The organism is Pseudomonas sp. LB1P83, from assembly GCF_054897885.1.
Genome location: NZ_CM142709.1, coordinates 4,551,592 through 4,569,335, shown reverse-complemented (window position 1 = coordinate 4,569,335; position 17,744 = coordinate 4,551,592). Strand labels below are relative to the sequence as shown.

Annotated in this window: 16 protein-coding genes; 11 read left to right on the top strand and 5 right to left on the bottom strand. The window is 52.6% G+C overall.

From position 1 onward, the window contains the following. The first annotated feature begins 107 nt into the window (after positions 1-107). A complete protein-coding gene (locus tag ACYZTY_RS20945; protein ID WP_461955295.1) occupies positions 108-1,271 on the top strand; it encodes a hypothetical protein in 1,164 nt (387 codons plus the stop codon). Between the two features lie 33 nt (positions 1,272-1,304). Beyond that, positions 1,305-2,465, top strand: coding sequence for a hypothetical protein (locus ACYZTY_RS20940; protein ID WP_461955294.1), 1,161 nt, complete (start codon positions 1,305-1,307; stop codon positions 2,463-2,465). An 8-nt stretch (positions 2,466-2,473) separates the two neighbouring features. Here ACYZTY_RS20940 and ACYZTY_RS20935 read toward each other — a convergent pair whose 3' ends face one another. The 3 genes from ACYZTY_RS20935 to ACYZTY_RS20925 all read right to left on the bottom strand — a co-directional run bounded on the left by ACYZTY_RS20935 (position 2,474) and on the right by ACYZTY_RS20925 (position 5,168). After that, a complete protein-coding gene (locus ACYZTY_RS20935) occupies positions 2,474-3,463 on the bottom strand; it encodes a hypothetical protein (protein ID WP_461955293.1) in 990 nt (329 codons plus the stop codon). Positions 3,464-3,800: 337 nt separating this feature from the next. Then, complete coding sequence (locus ACYZTY_RS20930) at positions 3,801-4,514, bottom strand: HNH endonuclease (protein WP_461955292.1); 714 nt, start codon at positions 4,512-4,514, stop codon at positions 3,801-3,803. Positions 4,515-4,634: 120 nt separating this feature from the next. Further along, positions 4,635-5,168, bottom strand: a complete 534-nt coding sequence (locus tag ACYZTY_RS20925; protein ID WP_461955291.1) for a BRO-N domain-containing protein — start codon at positions 5,166-5,168, stop codon at positions 4,635-4,637. A gap of 466 nt (positions 5,169-5,634) precedes the next feature. Between ACYZTY_RS20925 and ACYZTY_RS20920 the strand changes: the two genes are divergently transcribed. From ACYZTY_RS20920 to ACYZTY_RS20905, 4 genes are all read left to right on the top strand, one after another. Next, the gene (locus tag ACYZTY_RS20920) at positions 5,635-6,471 is read left to right on the top strand and encodes a sce7726 family protein (RefSeq protein WP_461955290.1); all 837 of its coding nucleotides are present in this window, start codon (positions 5,635-5,637) and stop codon (positions 6,469-6,471) included. Positions 6,472-6,482: 11 nt separating this feature from the next. Next, a complete protein-coding gene (locus tag ACYZTY_RS20915) occupies positions 6,483-7,397 on the top strand; it encodes a sce7725 family protein (RefSeq protein ID WP_461955289.1) in 915 nt (304 codons plus the stop codon). Between the two features lie 163 nt (positions 7,398-7,560). Beyond that, positions 7,561-8,436 carry an RES family NAD+ phosphorylase gene (locus ACYZTY_RS20910; RefSeq protein WP_461955288.1) on the top strand — a complete coding sequence of 292 codons (876 nt, stop codon included), beginning with the start codon at positions 7,561-7,563 and terminating at the stop codon, positions 8,434-8,436. Between the two features lie 43 nt (positions 8,437-8,479). Then, a complete protein-coding gene (locus ACYZTY_RS20905) occupies positions 8,480-9,043 on the top strand; it encodes a hypothetical protein (protein ID WP_461955287.1) in 564 nt (187 codons plus the stop codon). Between the two features lie 70 nt (positions 9,044-9,113). On the opposite strand, the gene ACYZTY_RS20900 is transcribed toward ACYZTY_RS20905, so the two are convergent. Both ACYZTY_RS20900 and ACYZTY_RS20895 read right to left on the bottom strand, forming a co-directional pair. After that, entirely contained in the window at positions 9,114-10,364 is a 1,251-nt protein-coding gene (locus ACYZTY_RS20900; RefSeq protein WP_017340233.1) for a ribonucleotide-diphosphate reductase subunit beta, read from the bottom strand. A gap of 539 nt (positions 10,365-10,903) precedes the next feature. Next, positions 10,904-11,167: a DUF2790 domain-containing protein gene (locus ACYZTY_RS20895; RefSeq protein WP_461955286.1), complete on the bottom strand. Its 264-nt coding sequence runs from the start codon at positions 11,165-11,167 to the stop codon at positions 10,904-10,906. A gap of 551 nt (positions 11,168-11,718) precedes the next feature. Between ACYZTY_RS20895 and acs the strand changes: the two genes are divergently transcribed. The 5 genes from acs (at position 11,719) to ACYZTY_RS20870 (ending at position 17,734) form a co-directional block, all read left to right on the top strand. Then, complete coding sequence (gene acs, locus ACYZTY_RS20890; protein WP_461955285.1) at positions 11,719-13,674, top strand: acetate--CoA ligase; 1,956 nt, start codon at positions 11,719-11,721, stop codon at positions 13,672-13,674. A gap of 697 nt (positions 13,675-14,371) precedes the next feature. Beyond that, positions 14,372-15,145: an ABC transporter substrate-binding protein gene (locus ACYZTY_RS20885; protein WP_461955284.1), complete on the top strand. Its 774-nt coding sequence runs from the start codon at positions 14,372-14,374 to the stop codon at positions 15,143-15,145. Between the two features lie 90 nt (positions 15,146-15,235). After that, positions 15,236-15,925, top strand: coding sequence for an ABC transporter permease (locus ACYZTY_RS20880; RefSeq protein WP_461955283.1), 690 nt, complete (start codon positions 15,236-15,238; stop codon positions 15,923-15,925). Next, complete coding sequence (locus ACYZTY_RS20875) at positions 15,922-16,620, top strand: ABC transporter permease (RefSeq protein ID WP_283181347.1); 699 nt, start codon at positions 15,922-15,924, stop codon at positions 16,618-16,620. Before ACYZTY_RS20880 ends, ACYZTY_RS20875 begins: the two co-directional genes overlap by 4 nt. 1 nt (position 16,621) lies before the next feature. Continuing rightward, on the top strand, positions 16,622-17,734 hold the full coding sequence (locus tag ACYZTY_RS20870) for a M14 family metallopeptidase (protein WP_461955282.1): 1,113 nt from the start codon (positions 16,622-16,624) through the stop codon (positions 17,732-17,734). The last annotated feature ends 10 nt before the right edge of the window (positions 17,735-17,744 follow it).

Here is a 17,744-nt window from a genome sequence, read left to right as displayed (position 1 = left end):
GTGCAATGCCGCTCGATTACCCTAAGCAACCTCGCCATAATCCGCCTCGCTTAACTTGCGCCGCGAATCCTCTCCGGTGCCGCTCCGACTCATTCAGGGATTGATCGATGCTCAAAGGATTGTTACGCCTGGCGCCAGTGGCCACGCTGTTAGTTATGCTGTGTTCCACCGCGCACGCTGGCGATGGACGACGCGTCTTCATCGGCATGCTGGGCAAGATGCCAATCGTTATGGAAGTGGAAACGTCTAACGCTGAAAACATAAGCGGTCGCTACTTCTATCAAAAGTATCGTAAGGACATAGTCCTCAGTGGCATCAAAAACGGAGAGATGCTGGTACTCGATGAGGGTGAAAAACCTTACGGAGAGAAAAAGCCTCGGCCGCAAATTCATCTGAATATCGAGTCCAACAGGGTGTGGGGAGATTGGAGCGACGACGAAGGGAAAACGCTGAAGATAGAACTGGTGGAAGCCAAGCCGCCAGTAATCCCTGCCGGTACTCTTCCTTACCTCGCCAAGCTCCATGACACCGAGCCTTATGAGTATCTACGTCTGCAAGGTCTGATGCTCAAACAAGGAAAGACGGAAACGTTCGATGGCTACTCTTTGCAATGGTGGAGCGAGCCGCAAACAAAGGTGACGCTCTTTGAAATTGTTTCGGGCTACACCCCCGAGGTGCGTGATCGTATCAATCAGTTGTTGATGGGGCGTTTATGGCAGGAAGTGGTGGGGTATTACGAATGTCTCGCCGGTGGTGGCGTGAACTTCCATTTCCAAACCGTCAAACCATTGTTGATGACACCAACGGTCATCAGTGTGAACGTCGGTACTGAGGCCAGCTGTGGCGGCGCACATCCGGATTACAGCGAGGTTGCAATCAATTTGGATGCCAAGACCGGTCAGTCTCTGACTCTTGAGGATGTGCTTTGGGTAGGGCAGGGCAAACCGCTGCATTACCAAGAGCCTAAGAACGAACAGTCCTCCGACACATTCACGGCGTATTCCGATTACCGCAACAAAGAATTCGCACCTTGGTTGGTTGAACAGTTACGTAAGCTTTACCCTGATCAGATGCCTGGCAGCGACGAAAACTGTGCTTACGGCGAAGAAGACCGTTGGCCGTTCCCCACTTGGTATTTCACTGAAAAAGGAATCAAGCTAGGCCCGTACTTCTCCCACGCGGACGCCCCGTGTGCGTTTGTGGACTGGAGCGTTCTGCCTTATAGCCTCGTTAAACAACACCCTGGCGGTGTAGCGGTGCAACTGCCCTAAAGCTGCATACGGCCATTTACCAAGGATGATTTTATGTTCAAAGGATTGTGTCGCCTGACCGGCGTTTTCGTATTGTTGTGCTCAATATTTTCTACTGAGCTGTGGGCCGATAACGTCATGCAGGTCTACACCGGAACCTTGGGCAAAGCGCCGATTGTGCTTGAAGTGAATCCCAGCTCCGGTGACGGCCGTTACTTCTACCAAATGTATCGTCAGGACCTGATGCTTAGCGGTACGAAGGAGGGGGAGGAGCTTGTCTTGGATGAGGGCGAAGACGAGGATGAACCTCGCCCGAGCATTCGCCTGCGACCCAAGGCAGAAGGTTGGTCTGGCGAATGGACCAGTCCCAAGGGCAAAGTCCTGAAGATAGAACTACAGCAAGCCAGACTTGCGCCGGTACCTGACGGAACCTTGCCTTTTCTCGCTCAACTTCACGACAAGTCGCCATACGAATACCTTCGCCTGCAAGGCATGAAACTCAAACAAGGCCAGACCCAAGACTTCATGGGCTACACACTGCAATGGTGGAGTGAGCCGCAATCAAACACGTCGTTGTTTGAAGTGGTTTCGGGTTACACCCCGGAGGTACGTCAGCGCATCAATCAGCAGTTGATGGCAGGGTTATGGTGGGGCGTCGCGGAGTATTTTGGCTGTACCGTCCATGGTGCTGTGGGCTCCTACTCTCAAACAAGCCAGCCCATGTGGATGGCCCCTTCGCTCATGAGCGTTGTCACTTCATCCGAGTACTACTGCGGTGGCGCTTACCCGGACCAGAATAATGCGGCGATTAATTTCGATACCAGAACGGGTAACGCTTTGACGCTGGAAGATGTGCTGTGGGTGGGACAGGGCAAACCACTGCATTTCGAAGAAAATCGCGATGAATACTCATCAACGTCATTCGACGCCTATTCCGAGTATCGCTCGAAAGAACTCGCGCCCTGGCTGGTGACGCAATTGCTCAAGCTCTATCCCAAGGAAATGACGGCAAAACCGAAAGAGGAGGAGAACGATTGTCGGTACAACGAAGACTACCCTTGGCACTATCCCGGCTGGTACTTCACTGAAACAGGCATCAAGTTGGAACCTCCCTTTGCTCACGTGGCTGCCGTGTGCCGGGATATTGGCTGGAGCGTTTTGCCTTACAGTCTCGTCAAACAACACCCCGGAGGCGTAGCGGTGCAACTGCCCTGAAATCGGGATTACTTCTCCGCCAACCCCGGCGCTTCCCGAATAATGAAGTGATCCAGATTCTCAATATTCGCACTGAACACCCCGAACGTCTGCTCGGGGTTTTTCTTGCTCGGCACCTGCTTCAACTCCGGCGTCACGCCATAAAAGAAGCAATACAACTCCGCTTCACTGTCGATGGCATGCTTGATCTCTTCCAGAAACGCTTTGCGCTTGCGGTAGTTCTCGATCAACTTCTTGCTCAGGTAAACGTTGACTGAATACGGCTTCTTCTTCGCCTCGTCCGCCTGCTTGAACCAGACCTTCTGTTCGAAGTCGATGCGAAAGCTCTGCGTGTAATCCTTGATCTCCTTGATCTTGCCCCAGTAAATCAGCCCCTTGTTGTCCTGCAGATACTCAATCTTCTTGAAGAACGACCCATAAGGCGCCGTGTGGTCGCCAATCTTCAGCGGCATGCGCTTGAGCAGGTCCTTGTCCTCGAAGTTCGACACAAAACACTCCACCGGGTGGGCGAAGACACTGGTCTTGTCCGGCGCTGTTTCATGGCTCGGGTGTTCTGTGTTGCTAGCCGCAGTGGTTGGCTTCGGATCGTCCCGCACCACATCCGCCGCCACCGCCGGGTTCGACGGCTTACGCACATACTCACGCCGAGTCAGCAACAACTCCGACGGGAAATGCTCCTCGCGACTGTCATCCGTTTCCGCACCGTCCGCATCCACACCTGACGCCGACGCCTTGAGACTGACATAAGGACAATCCGCCACATGCCGGGTGCTGGGCGTGTTCTTGAAGTGCGGGGTGCGCACGTAATTCACGTTCTTGGCGTTGAACGTGGTCAGCACATTCAACCCATCGAATGCCGCCCTGCATGCGTCATTGGGACATTGGAAGTGTTCCTTGGCGGAATCGAACTCCATGGTTTCGTCGAAATTGAGATCGCGCACGTCATAGATCGACAACTTGTCGTCGAGGCTGAGGCAGTAGGCGAGGTCGAATTTCATGGCGGGCTCGGGTCCTTGAGTGGGGAAGGGTATTAATAGCGGGAGGCGGGGCGGGTTGCACTCACTGTTTTCAACACACCGCAAAATCTGCGGCAACCCACCAAACCTGTGGGAGCGAGCCTGCTCGCGAATTTCGGCAGTAGCTCGGCCGATCTATCGAGCGCTAACTCTGCAGCAACGCAACACACTGTGGCGAGGAAGCTTGCTTCCGCTGGGCTGCGCAGCAGACCCAAATCGGTAAGCGCGGTGCATCAGGTAGATCGAGTTGTTTGCATGGCGACTGCTTCGCAGCCGAACGGGAGCAAGCTCCCTCGCCACGAATTGTATTCAGCTCGATTTACTCACGTCTCAGCCGTGCGACGTTGTCATAAAGCCAAGCAGTAAACTCATCCCTATCGCTTGAGTAGTGACAACGTCTATGACAATTAGGGCATAACGCCACGGCGTTCTTCGGACGATCCGAGCCTTTCTTGGCCAAATGCTTAACATGATGGACTTCAAGGTAAGGCAATCCGTCAGAACGCAGAAAAGGAGCTTTTTGCTTGCATCCTTCGCAGCGGCCTTCGGATTGTTTCAATATCCAATCGGAAATCTTCTTCGCTCGTGCATACCTAATCGTTGCGGTGCTGATCTGTGTGGGATTCAGAATTCCTTCCGGCACGTCGTCAGCATGGGGTGGGGCAGCCACTAACAGCCGATAAGTAACCTGCTGGTTCGCTGGCTCGGGTGTAAGACGGAAGCGGTCGATATTTTTCTCGGCAAGTATTTTTCGAACCCGGCTGCTGATTCCGCTGCCGACGTTCTTTGCAGGTACATAGCCAACAATGTGTCTCAGACCCATTTGCGCCATTACGGCCGAAATGTTTTGCATGCGGTACTCAACCGATGAAGCACTGCGCTTGCTCAACGGTCCTTCGCGCAAAAGACGATTCTCGTCAGCCTTTTTTATCGGTTGATTGCTCAATTCGAGACTCAGCATCTTTAGGTAAGCATCAACCGAAGCCTCTAGCTCTCGGTCATCCCAGCCAGTTCTTTCTTTTGGAGTGTCCATACAATCGCCGAGGGTTGAAAACCCTCGGACGATACTGAGTGGCCATTACGACGTCTACGAAAATTCCTACAGAAAAGACCGACGTATCGCTCAATCGATTCCTACAAAGACACCGCTGCGCTAACCCACCGAGTGCTTCGACGATTGAAAGGCCTCCAAAACCTTTCGCCACCAAGGCTTAACCACCGGCACCCGACGCCGCGTGCGATTCAGCAACAGATAAGGCATGTCCCGCAGCCGAATCCAGCCTTCATCCTGCCAATGCAACAAACTCAGCGACATCTCTGGCCAATCCAACAAACTCAACATCGGTCGATCTGCATTCTTCGACGGCGCCGCATCGCGCAAGGCTGGCACCACTTGATGAGTCAACCACTCACGCAACAACCGATGCCCCGGCGCGTAGTGATACACCAATAACGCATACACACCGGACTCGCTGAGCATCAACCGCTTTTCCGGTTGTCCGTGGTAGTCGATCAGCAAGGTGTGCCGCTGATCTTCATCCAGTTTGCTGACTACGCGATCGCTTAGATGGAAACCCATCAAACGCCCCAGATCTCGGGCGCAGAACCATGGCTGGTTTTCTAAGAGGAGGGCGTGAAGGTCGAGGTTTTGGCGAATGAAGACGGTGGGGATGTAGGGGTCAGACATGACAAGCCTCCAGGGATGGAAGCGCATGGAAATTGAAGTAGCTAACGCGGATTTCCTTCGGAGAGAAGGAGAGATTTTTAGGCATATCCTTTACCTCTGTGTGATGTCAGCTTTCTTAGGGCTGGGTGCCGGGAGTTAAGAAACCCCACACAGAGGGCCGGACATATTTCCCTTTCGGGTCTTGTATTAGCCCACTCCCGGCATAACAGAGATTTTTTGATGCCCACGAAGAAACCGTAGGCACAAAAAAGCCGCTTCTGTCGGGTGCGGTCAGTCCGCTGTGTGAGGTGTTTCTTAGGCACCGGCTTGAGAGGTTATGGTTTGAGAGGTTATGGTTTGACGTGGTGATGGTCAAGACAGACCTCTTCGAATTTTGTGTTTCTAAACCGCGCTTGGTACGAATCTCTCTGCTAGCATGACTCCAGAATATCGATGGTTGCGGTAAAAGTAGGTAGTAGATATAGCGATGAGAAATTACCGAGAATTAAGTAGGATTTTCTCCACTAATTGTGTAGAAAATCTTGCAAGTGGAAATGTCGAACATGTACTTGACGTTTCTCGTGCTTACAGGGATTTCCTCCCTCAGGAGTTCACTCCTGCTGATGTCTACGAGATCTGTTATAAAGATCTTAGTAAGAATTATAGGTTTGAGTATTTTTTTAAAAATGTCGTTGCTAATAAAATCGTATTAGGGCGTCATCGACTTTCGACTGCGACTCTGGTTTCAGAGTTTAGAGTTGGGAATAACAAAGCGGATTGTGTAGTTTTTAACGGTAATAGCACTTGTTACGAGATCAAAACGGATCTTGATAATTTTTCACGGTTGAATGATCAGTTGAGTGCGTATGAGAAAATATTCGATAAAACGTACGTAGTAATAGCGGAAGGTCACAGGGATTATGCTTTAAAAAATATACATGATGGCGTTGGGTTGATTGTGCTTACTGCTAGAGATACATTGTCGGAAGTGCGAACTGCTAGACTTGTTGGGAGTGAGATAGATCCGAAAGTATTAATCAGGTCGCTGCGACAGCCTGAGTATCTTTCAATGGCTTGTAAAATTGCAACAGTGCCCTCAGGCCTTTCGAATACCGATATTTTTAGTTGGTGTGAATCGGTTTTTATGGACGCTGATGCGAAGTTATTGCGATCGGTTTTTTGCACGACCCTAAAGGAGACGCGTCGTTTAAGTCGAGAGTTTTCGCTTGCTGTACCACGTACATTGCTAATGGCTAGCCTTAGCGTAAAGCTATCACACGCTAAGAAAAATAATTTGATGAGGGTGCTTAACTCTCCAATCTAAAGGGACGTTTGATGTATTTTCCTATATTAAAGGGTAAGCAAAATGAACTGATAGCGTTGCGTGAGCTGTCAGGAATTGTTAGTGCTCAATATATAAAGCCAGTTATAGAGCCGGTCAGAGAAAATATATCACCCTTGAAAAGAACAATACAACAGCTGGCAGGTAATGAGATAATTCCTCTTGTGGTTATTAATCCAGCTCTCGGTGATTACGCTGGAGGGGAGGATGTTATAAGTTCATTGTTGACGGAGGAAGCTGGTTTATATCTACCTTGTGTGAAAATAAAAAATCCACAGGATTCAGCAGCTGTCGCACTTTTTCAATCGTTTAATGGTCGGGCTGCTGTATATCTTGAAAGTAGTGTTGATAGAGCGCTCGTAAGCATTGTTAATCACTCAATGTATACGCTAGTGAATCAGTCTAGGGTCAGTTCGATTGCTTTTGCAGAGCTTAAAAATAAAGTGGTTTATGGCGATTTTTTTAAAAAGGAAGTTAAAAACTCTGATTATTCTGAGGATTCTTTATTTTCTGGGTTGCATACTGAATATCGGGCGTTAGATAACGTTGTTGGATTTGGTGACTTCACTATTTTAAGTGAAGACTATTCTGAGTCAGGCGGTCCCGCATATGTCGTAGCTGTGCATTTGTCATATATAAATCGTGATGAGTACGATGCGATGCATGTCCGGCATTTCTCTTCTTATGATGATCGCACCCCCACCAACCCTGGCGGTAAGTTTATGGATGCACTAAGTAAACTTGTTCGTTATGTTCACGCTAACCCTAATAAATTCACTCAGACAGCAGGATTGGACGAATTTTTTACGCTCCATGCTTCAAGACATTATCCAGGGCTCGGTTTCGTCAAAAAAATATCAATAAAGCATCACATAGAAACGACGTGCAGCTACATTCAGGAGCTCTGACATGGCCAGGTGCTGTATTCATTGCTTTACTGACTCCGTCTTAATAGAAGCCGCGTCGAAAGGTACCATTGGGAATTGTGCATATTGCGATTCTGTTAGAGTTCCCACAGTTAACGCCGGTGTCTTTTTTTCATCGCTTGAACTGATATTTTACAGTTTAGAGGTGTCCGAAACAGGAGATGATCTTGTTTCTTTACTGCATAAGCAATTTGGACTGTTCAACCCGTCGCTGGTAAAAGACCCTGAAAAGCTAGTGCGTGAGATGTTTGGTGAGGAGATTTCTGGATTAAAGTATGTATTTAAGTTTGATGTATCGTTGTATTCAAGTCAGTGGTTAGATTTTAAAGAAGAGCTGAAACATAAAAATAGATTTTTTCCACGAAGCGCATTAATTTCTCAGGTGTTAAGCCCTTCGGCTAGTAACTCAAGTTTTGAGGTGTTTCTAGCTTTACTTGAACAGTTGAAGGCTCCTTTTGATGCGGGAGGAGTTTTGTTCAGAGCGCGAATATCTGAAAGCCCTTTGGTGGCTAACCAGATGGGAACGCCACCGCCAATGGTAGCCTCTGGCGGGCGAGCTAATCCAATCGGAATACCATATTTGTATCTTGCGGAAAACGAAGATACGTGTGTAGCGGAAGTCCGACCTACTAATGCAAGTGTGATATACATATCAGAATTTGTAGCGGTTAATGATTTGAATTTACTTTGCTTGACGGACCCTAGATGCGATTCGTCGGTACTGAAATTTGAAGAGCACCAAATGCAAGATGTGCTTTGCTTTCTAGATCTGCTCGAACGTTTTTCTTTTGAGTTATCTAAGCCTATATTGCCTGATAAGTCCCATATTGAGTATATTCCCACGCAGTACATGTGCGAGTTCGTCAAGTCAGTAGCTAACTATGATGGAATTGTCTTCAATAGTTCGTTTGGGCAAGGGAGAAATTACGTTGTATTTAATAATGATTTATTTTCTGCTAAAGAGCCATATTGTGGTCAGGTAATAAAAACAAAGCATGAGTTCTTGGTTGGCCCTATTTAACCCAGTTGAATACTAGGCTTTCTGTTGTATGGAGACTTTGTTTATGGAAGAGGCGAAAAGTTTTTTAAGTGAACATACAGTCGAATTTTCGTTGGTTTCAGCGATTAAAAAATTGTTGATTGATCGGTTTGAGTTTGCGGTTCCAATTTATCCTTGGATGGGACGAGAACTCGGTAAGTTGTCTAAATTAATACATGGTGGTGAGTCTTTTAGGGGGCTGGCAATATTTCCTCGTCGCCCCAAGTTGACCGCAAAAATTTCAGATGGGATTTTTATAAAAATAAATTATGAGTTATATGAGTTTGAAGAGAAGTGTAGAGAGTTCGGTATTCCCGTAATTATAGGCTGTCCTTTGGTTTATAGTTTTTGGGAGCTTGGTAATACTCCACAGATTTTATGGTTTGATTTGGCTGGCCTTAATGAGGGGGTAATAAATGTGACGGGAGAGGGGGCGATTGGAATTGGTGATGATGAAATATTGGATTTGGTGCAAGAAGCAAGAGTTGTATGTTTTAGTGATTTTGATAAATTTCTACGGTATGTTAACGAAGGTTCTTATAGTTTCTACGGCTCTACGTACAAGCCGTTTTACTTTCTAATTAAATAAATGAAAGAAAAAGCCCCGAACAAGTTCGGGGCTTTTTGTGTTGACTGTTAGCAGGTGTTTTTCACATACATCAATCCCAGCTCAACGCACCACCAGTCTGATACTCAATAACCCGAGTCTCAAAGAAATTCTTCTCTTTCTTCAAGTCCATAATCTCGCTCATCCAAGGGAACGGGTTAGTCGTCCCTGGATACTCTTCCTTCAACCCAATCTGCGACAAACGACGATTCGCGATGAACTTCAAATAGTCTTCCATCATCGCAGCGTTCATACCGAGAACCCCACGAGGCATGGTATCCCGAGCGTATTCAATCTCCAGCTGAGTCCCCTGCAGAATCATCTGCGAAGCCTCTTCCTTCATCTCAGCATCCCACAAGTGCGGGTTTTCGATTTTGATCTGGTTGATCACGTCGATGCCGAAGTTCAGGTGCATGGATTCGTCGCGCAGGATGTACTGGAACTGCTCGGCGACGCCGGTCATTTTGTTGCGGCGGCCCATGGAGAGGATCTGGGTGAAGCCGCAGTAGAAGAAGATGCCTTCCAGAACGCAGTAGTAGGCGATCAGGTTGCGCAGCAACTCTTTGTCTGTTTCGACGGTGCCGGTTTCGAACTTCGGATCGGAGATCGAACGGGTGTATTTGAGGCCCCAAGTGGCTTTTTTCGCGACCGATGGGATCTCGTGGTACATGTTGAAGATCTCGCCTTCATCCATGGCCAACGATTCGATGCAGTACTGGTAGGCGTGGGTGTGGATCGCCTCTTCGAAGGCCTGGCGCAGGATGTACTGGCGGCATTCCGGGTTGGTGATCAGGCGGTACACGGCCAGGACCAGGTTGTTGGCAACCAGGGAGTCGGCGGTGGAGAAGAAGCCGAGGTTGCGCATCACGATGCGGCGCTCGTCGTCGGTCAGGCCTTCCGGGTCTTTCCAGAGGGCGATGTCGGCGGTCATGTTGACTTCTTGCGGCATCCAGTGGTTTGCGCAGCCGTCCAGGTATTTCTGCCAGGCCCAGTCGTACTTGAAAGGTACGAGTTGGTTGAGGTCGGCGCGGCAGTTGATCATGCGCTTTTCGTCGACGGCGACACGGGCGGAGGCACCTTCGAGTTCGGCGAGGCCTTCGGCGATGTCGAGGTTGTCCAGGGCAGCTTTGGCACGGGCGATTGCGGCAGAGTCGTTCGCGGTTACGGCGCGAGCTTCTTGAGCGGCGACACCACCAGCGGTGTCGAGTCGGTCCATGTTGGCTTCAGTCGCGTGGCCGGCGTTGGCGCCTTTTACCACGGTCTCGCCGCTGTCTTCTTTGTCGAATTCGTCCCAGCTCAGCATGACGTGTCGTCTCCTGCGTGAGGGCCAGATGCCCGTGTGAAAACTGATTGGTTGTTTTTCACACGGCCGTACTGGCCGCGTTGGATAGCGTTTTTTGCAGCGGTACACGCAGGCAAATAAACATAATTTTGTACGGGGTTCTGAGAGCCACTGATGGGCGCAGTGAGCGACAAACGCTTCTGCGGGGCTTCAGACTGGCTTTCGTCCCTGTAAGGGAATATTGCAGGCCCGTTTAAGGCCGCATTATAAGGAAATTTTTGCCGGCGTGGTGCGGCGAATCGGCTCATGGAGTGGCCGGAAGGGATGGTTTTTGGAGCAAACCGAGGGATTACAGGGCTTTGGCCGGTGCAGATTTTTTTTCGTTAATTTTGACGCTGAATCGAATTTGTTCAAAAAACAGCCAAAAACGGCGTTTTTCACTACATCTTGTGGTTTGCAAGGGGTTTCGCCGCTTCAAAACACAACTGAGCCCGGCCGAAGCCGGGCTGGAATCGACCGTCAGCGATCAGCTGAAAGGGTCCGATTCGGTGCAGTCTCGATCATCCGTTGGTGCAGCCGTTACCCATGATGCTGTAGCGCAGGATGTGGCGTTGACCTTGGGAGTCGTCGTATTCCATTGTCATCGGAACAACTTCGCACACATTAGGGACTTCACTCATGGAGATAACTTTGGCGATGTCCAGGTGAGTCGAGTAAGTGTATTCCTCGATGGCTGGTTTCTGCTGTGCGACATCAGTCGGGACCTCGTCTGCCATGGCGGTTGCGCACAGGCTGGAAAGGGCCAGAACTAATAAAGCTTTCATTTCAGATTTACCTTTTAGAGGTCGAATGGGGTCACGCAACCTTTTTGGGGTTGCGTGTGGAGCTTGATTTAGAGTTTTAGATTAACTGCCTTCGTGGGGGCTGTTACTTGGTTAATCACGTTGCCTTGTTGACGAGGCGGATTTTAGGCGTGGGGTCTGTATTCATATAGGTGGGGTTTTGATAAACACCTTTGGCGGATTTCGTAACAATCCTCGAAAGAATCAGCTGGCGAAGCACGACCTGTAGCAGCTGGCGAAGCCTGCGTTCGGCTGCGAAGCAGTCGTAAACCCTACTAAACGCAGTCTGCCTGACATACCGCAATTGCTGATTTTACGACTGCTTCGCAGCCGGACGCAGGCTTCGCCAGCTGCTACAGATCGATTTATGGCCGGGCTCCGGTATTACCTGGAAGAGGCGTAAAAGTTGGGCTTGAGGGGTATTCACGACATTTTGTAGGGGCTTGTTACTACCATCGTCGAATGGTTCTATAGGCCCGGCCCGGCTACAACTGGGGTCATACAAAAACAACTATTCCACCGAGGTAAGAAAGATGAGTGCGGCTTCTCTGTATCCCGTTCGTCCCGAGGTAGCAGCCAACACGCTGACCGACGAGGCAACCTACAAAGCCATGTACCAGCAGTCGGTCGTCAACCCTGACGGCTTCTGGCGCGAGCAAGCCAAGCGCCTCGACTGGATCAAGCCTTTCACCACGGTGAAGCAGACCTCCTTCGACGATCACCATGTCGACATCAAATGGTTCGCCGACGGCACCCTGAACGTTTCCTACAACTGCCTCGACCGTCATCTGGCCGAGCGCGGCGATCAAGTCGCGATCATTTGGGAAGGGGATGACCCGGCCGAAAGCCGCAACATCACCTACCGCGAACTGCACGAACAAGTCTGCAAGTTCGCCAACGCCTTGCGCGGCCAGGATGTACACCGCGGCGACGTGGTGACTATCTATATGCCGATGATCCCCGAAGCCGTGGTCGCCATGTTGGCTTGCACCCGGATCGGCGCGATTCACTCGGTCGTCTTCGGTGGTTTCTCGCCGGAAGCCCTGGCCGGTCGCATCATCGACTGCAAATCCAAAGTGGTGATCACCGCTGACGAAGGCGTTCGTGCCGGCAAGAAGATCCCGCTCAAGACCAACGTCGACGACGCGCTGACCAACCCGGAAACCAGCAGCATCCAGAAGGTCATCGTGTGCAAGCGCACCGGTGGCAACATCAAGTGGAACCAGCATCGCGACATCTGGTACGAAGACCTGATGAACGTGGCGGGCAGCGTCTGCGCGCCGAAAGAGATGGGCGCCGAAGAAGCGCTGTTCATCCTTTACACCTCCGGTTCCACCGGCAAGCCTAAAGGCGTGCAGCACACCACCGGCGGTTATCTGCTTTACGCCGCCATGACTCACGAGCGCGTGTTCGACTACCGTCCGGGCGAAATCTACTGGTGCACCGCTGACGTCGGCTGGGTCACTGGCCACACTTACATCGTCTACGGCCCGCTGGCCAACGGCGCGACCACCGTGCTGTTCGAAGGCGTGCCGAACTATCCGGACATCACCCGGGTGGCGAAGATCGTCGACAAGCATAAGGTCAACATCCTCTACACCGCACCAACGGCGATCCGCGCGATGATGGCGTCGGGCAAAGCCGCTGTTGAAGGCGCTGATGGCAGTAGCCTGCGTCTGTTGGGTTCGGTCGGTGAGCCGATCAACCCGGAAGCGTGGGATTGGTACTACAAGAACGTCGGCCAGTCCCGTTGCCCGATCGTCGACACTTGGTGGCAGACCGAAACCGGCGGCAACATGATGAGCCCGCTGCCAGGCGCTCACGGCCTAAAGCCGGGTTCGGCGGCACGTCCGTTCTTCGGCGTAGTGCCGGCACTGGTGGACAACCTCGGTAACATCCTCGAAGGCGTTGCCGAGGGCAACCTGGTGATTCTCGATTCGTGGCCAGGCCAGGCGCGCACGCTGTACGGCGACCATGACCGCTTCGTCGACACCTACTTCAAGACCTTCCGTGGCATGTACTTCACCGGCGACGGCGCACGTCGCGACGAAGATGGTTACTACTGGATCACCGGTCGTGTGGATGACGTACTCAACGTGTCCGGCCACCGCATGGGCACCGCCGAGATTGAAAGCGCGATGGTTGCGCATCCGAAAGTGGCCGAGGCAGCCGTGGTTGGTGTGCCGCACGACATCAAGGGGCAGGGCATCTATGTCTACGTCACGTTGATCGGTGGCGAAGAGCCGAGCGAGCAATTGCGTCTGGAACTGAAAAACTGGGTGCGTAAAGAGATTGGGCCGATTGCTTCGCCGGATGTAATCCAGTGGGCGCCGGGGCTGCCGAAAACCCGTTCGGGCAAGATCATGCGCCGGATTCTGCGCAAGATTGCTACGGCTGAGTACGATGGGTTGGGGGATATTTCGACCCTGGCGGATCCGGGTGTGGTGCAGCATCTGATTGATGAACACAAGATCATGAACGTCGCTTGATTCGCCGTTCCTGAGTCATCGAAGCCCCGCCCGGCATTGCGCTTGGCGGGGTTTTTTATTGCCTGATGTTTTTGTGTTGGTAGTGCTGGCCTCTTCGCGGGCAAGCCTCGCTCCAGGTTTTGGTGTTGTTCACAAAATTATTTGATCGACTCAATCCTGTAGGAGCGAGGCTTGCCCGCGAAGGCGATCTGTCAGACACCCCATAAACACCGCCCAATAATTATCGGCTTCATCCGTAGGCCAATTCCCACTGTTACCCACCCCCATTCAAGTAACTGAATGTGTAACCGCTCATCCCCATACGGGGCATTGGGAAACGCAAAGCCCCATTCCCGGGCCTCTCCGAACCCTGAAAAAAATAAGGCACAACGCTGCGCTTGCCGGATTAGAAGGGTTTGCCAATAATAGGCCCGCAATTTGCAATGTAGATCGGTTCACTGTCTTTTGCTCTTGCATGAATTTGCAAGGCTGTCAACGCGCTCAAACGGCTTTCTCGGTGCATCTGTAATTAGTTGTCGCATTGAAGAAATATCGGCTTCGGGCCTGTCGTTAGAATGCCGATCACTCGCTCGTTGTTGCTCGCGTTGAAAAAAGCGCGCGGTTCCTACGACGCAGCATCGCTTTGCGGTTCCACTCACTCGCATATTGGGCTGTCGCTCACTCTGCCGTTTTAGCCCTTTACCGATGGAGTCCCAACATGAAGAAACTCGTGCTGCTCGGCGCCCTGGCACTGTCCGTGCTGTCCCTGCCAACCTTCGCCGATGAAAAGCCTCTGAAAATTGGTATCGAAGCGGCTTACCCTCCGTTCGCTTCCAAAGCACCGGACGGCAGCATCGTGGGTTTCGACTACGACATCGGCAACGCCCTGTGCGAAGAGATGAAGGTCAAGTGCGTGTGGGTCGAGCAAGAGTTCGACGGTCTGATCCCGGCGCTTAAAGTACGCAAGATCGACGCGATCCTGTCGTCCATGTCGATCACTGAAGACCGCAAGAAATCCGTGGACTTCACCAACAAGTACTACAACACCCCGGCTCGCCTAGTCATGAAGGCTGGCACTCAAGTCAGCGAAGGCCTGGCTGAACTGAAGGGCAAGAATATCGGCGTGCAACGTGGTTCGATCCACGAGCGTTTCGCCCGCGAAGTCCTGGCCCCGCTGGGTGCCGAGATCAAGCCGTACGGTTCGCAGAACGAAATTTACCTCGACGTGGCCGCTGGCCGCCTCGACGGCACCGTGGCAGACGCTACGCTGCTGGATGACGGTTTCCTGAAAACCGACGCCGGCAAAGGTTTCGCCTTCGTTGGCCCGGCCTTCACCGACGTCAAATACTTCGGCGACGGCGTGGGTATCGCTGTTCGCAAGGGCGACGCGCTGAAAGACAAGATCAACACCGCGATCGCTGCCATTCGCGAGAACGGCAAGTACAAGCAAATCCAGGACAAATACTTCGCCTTCGATATCTACGGCAAGTAACACGTCCGGCAACAAGTCCGAAATGGCGCAAGCAACAGGATCTCTGAGGTTTGCGCCATTTTTTCATCCCCACATTCGAGGACCTGAATCATGTTGAAAGGCTACGGGGCTGTCATCCTCGATGGCGCATGGCTGACGCTTCAGCTCGCCTTGTCGTCCATGGTCCTGGCTATCTTTCTGGGTCTGATCGGCGTTGCATTGCGTCTGTCGCCGGTTCGCTGGCTGGCCTGGCTGGGCGACCTGTACTCCACGGTGATCCGTGGTATTCCCGATCTGGTACTGATCCTGCTGATTTTCTACGGTGGTCAGGACCTGCTCAACCGCGTGGCGCCGATGCTCGGTTTTGACGACTACATCGACCTGAACCCATTGGCCGCCGGTATCGGCACCCTGGGCTTCATCTTCGGTGCGTACCTGTCGGAAACCTTCCGCGGCGCCTTCATGGCGATCCCCAAAGGTCAGGCAGAAGCCGGCATGGCGTACGGCATGAGCAGTTTTCAGGTGTTCTTCCGGGTGTTGGTGCCGCAGATGATTCGCCTGGCGATTCCGGGCTTTACCAACAACTGGCTGGTACTGACCAAGGCCACCGCGCTGATTTCGGTGGTGGGTCTGCAAGACATGATGTTCAAGGCCAAGCAGGCGGCAGATGCCACCCGCGAGCCTTTCACCTTCTTCCTCGCAGTGGCGGCGATGTACCTGGTGATCACCAGTGTCTCGTTGCTGATTCTGCGTCAACTTGAGAAGCGCTACTCGGTAGGCGTAAGGGCGGCTGATCTATGATCTTCGACTACAACGTCATTTGGGAGGCCTTGCCGCTGTACTTCGGCGGCTTGGTGACCACCCTAAAATTGCTCGCGCTGTCGCTGTTTTTCGGTCTGCTGGCGGCCCTGCCGCTGGGGCTGATGCGCGTCTCGAAGAATGCCGTGGTCAACATGTCGGCTTGGCTTTTCACTTACGTGATTCGTGGCACGCCGATGCTGGTGCAGCTGTTTTTGATCTACTACGGCCTGGCGCAATTCGAAGCCGTACGTGAAAGCTTCCTGTGGCCGTGGCTGTCCAGCGCGACGTTCTGTGCGTGTCTGGCCTTTGCGATCAACACCAGCGCCTACACCGCTGAAATCATCGCCGGCAGTCTGCGCGCCACGCCGAACGGTGAGATCGAAGCGGCCAAGGCGATGGGCATGTCACGCTACAAAATGTACAAGCGCATCCTGCTGCCGTCGGCCCTGCGCCGGGCGCTGCCGCAGTACAGCAACGAAGTGATCATGATGCTGCAGACCACCAGTCTGGCGTCCATCGTGACCCTGATCGACATCACCGGCGCCGCGCGCACGGTCAACGCTCAGTTCTACTTGCCGTTCGAAGCCTACATCACCGCTGGCGTGTTCTACCTGTGCCTGACGTTCATTCTGGTGAAGCTGTTCAAACTGGCCGAGCGCCGCTGGCTGGGCTATCTGGCCCCGCGGAAGCACTGATATGGAACGCATCGATCATTCATTGCCTTGGAACCACCTGGGCAGCGAACGCCGGATTTCGGTGTTCCGCTTCGGAAGTGGCGAGCGCAAGGCCTACATTCAGGCCAGCCTCCACGCCGATGAATTGCCGGGAATGCGCACGGCCTGGGAGCTGAAAAAGCGCCTGGCCGAGCTCGAAGCCCAAGGTTTGCTCAACGGTGTGATCGAACTGGTGCCGGTGGCCAATCCACTGGGCCTCGGTCAGCTGTTGCAAGGCAGCCATCAAGGTCGTTTCGAGGCGGGCAGTGGCAAGAACTTCAACCGGGATTTCGTCGAGCTCAGCGCGCCAGTGGCCGCTGCGCTTGAAGGGCACCTGGGCGATGATCCTCACGCCAATATCCGATTGATCCGTCAGGCGATGAGCGATGCGCTGGCCGCATTGCCTCCGGCCGCAAGCCAGTTGCAAGGCATGCAGCGCATTTTGCTCAGCCACGCTTGCACCGCCGATGTTGTGCTGGATTTGCATTGCGATGCCGAAGCCGCGCTGCACATGTACGCCTTGCCGCAACACTGGCCGCAATGGCGTTCGCTCGCGGCGCACTTGAATGTGAAGGTGGGGTTGCTGGCGGAAGATTCCGGCGGCAGTTCCTTTGACGAGGCTTGCTCGCTGCCGTGGTTGCGCCTATCCCGTCAGTTTCCAGATGCACAAATCCCGCTGGCTTGCCTGGCGACTACCATTGAATTAGGTGGTCAGGCCGATACCGGTCGCGCAGAGGCCGAGGCTTACGCCGAAGGCATTCTGGCGTTCCTTGCCGAGCAAGGCTTGATCAGCGGCGAATGGCCAAAACCTGCGCAAGACGCTTGCGAAGGCCTGCCATTCGAAGGCACCGAATTGCTGTTCGCGCCGCACCCTGGCGTGATCAGCTTTTTGCGTAAACCCGGCGAGTGGATCGAAGCCGGCGACGAGATTTTCGAAGTGATCGATCCGTTATCGGATCGGGTCAGCACGGTGTGTGCTGGTACGTCCGGGGTGCTGTTTGCCATTGAACGGCTGCGTTATGCCCAACCCGGTTTCTGGCTGGCCAAGGTGGCGGGGCGCGAAGCGCTGCGTCACGGGCGCTTGCTCAACGACTGACTGACTGTTT